Here is a 629-nt window from a genome sequence, read left to right on the forward strand (position 1 = left end):
ACAGAAGCTTCGCATCCGTAGGATAGCGCATCTCGCTCTCGTAACAGGTTGCATCCGTATACATCGTATCCAGGTCCTTCATGTACGGTTTCCAGGCTCTTGCCAGTATATCCTGCTGCTGTTGGATCTTCAGCCCGCGGGCCAGTTCCGAAAACACGTCGTCCAGAAGTTTGTAGTTCGTCAGAGGATGCATCGGGTCTATTCTCACATCGCAGAAGAGCTGATAGTGGACGTTGCCGTTAAGATGCTCCATCAACTTCGGGCTGCTCAGACCTGTGTACATCTTCAGGAACATCAGCGCAACCTTGCCCTCCGGGGTGAAGTATGTTTTTCGTCCTTTCTTCGCTCTCATGCTCTTGCTTATCAGTCCAAAGTTCTCTGCCATCTCACCAAGCGGCAGCCTCTTCCTGATTTTTCCCAGCTCGCTAGTCTCGAACGTCCGCCTATACAATTCATAAAAATCGAACTCCGTGAAAGGGAGATCGGGTGATATTCCAGAGAAATTTTGTACCTTAGCCATGCAGATTAATTTTTGCGATACCTCCAAATTTGGCTTTTCTAGGGCAATTGGAGGTATTCTTTTTATCTTTAGCTAAGATACAAATTTTATATTACATTGGCAATCAATT

1 protein-coding gene is annotated in these 629 nt (G+C 46.4%); it reads right to left on the reverse strand.

Going from position 1 to position 629, the window contains the following annotated elements:
- A partial coding sequence (locus B5F38_RS14160) for a transposase (RefSeq protein ID WP_241147878.1) occupies window positions 1–520 on the reverse strand: 520 nt, incomplete at its 3' end.
- Between the last annotated feature and the right edge of the window lie 109 nt (window positions 521–629).

It is taken from the genome of Barnesiella sp. An22 (assembly GCF_002159975.1).
GTDB lineage: Bacteria > Bacteroidota > Bacteroidia > Bacteroidales > Barnesiellaceae > Barnesiella > Barnesiella merdigallinarum.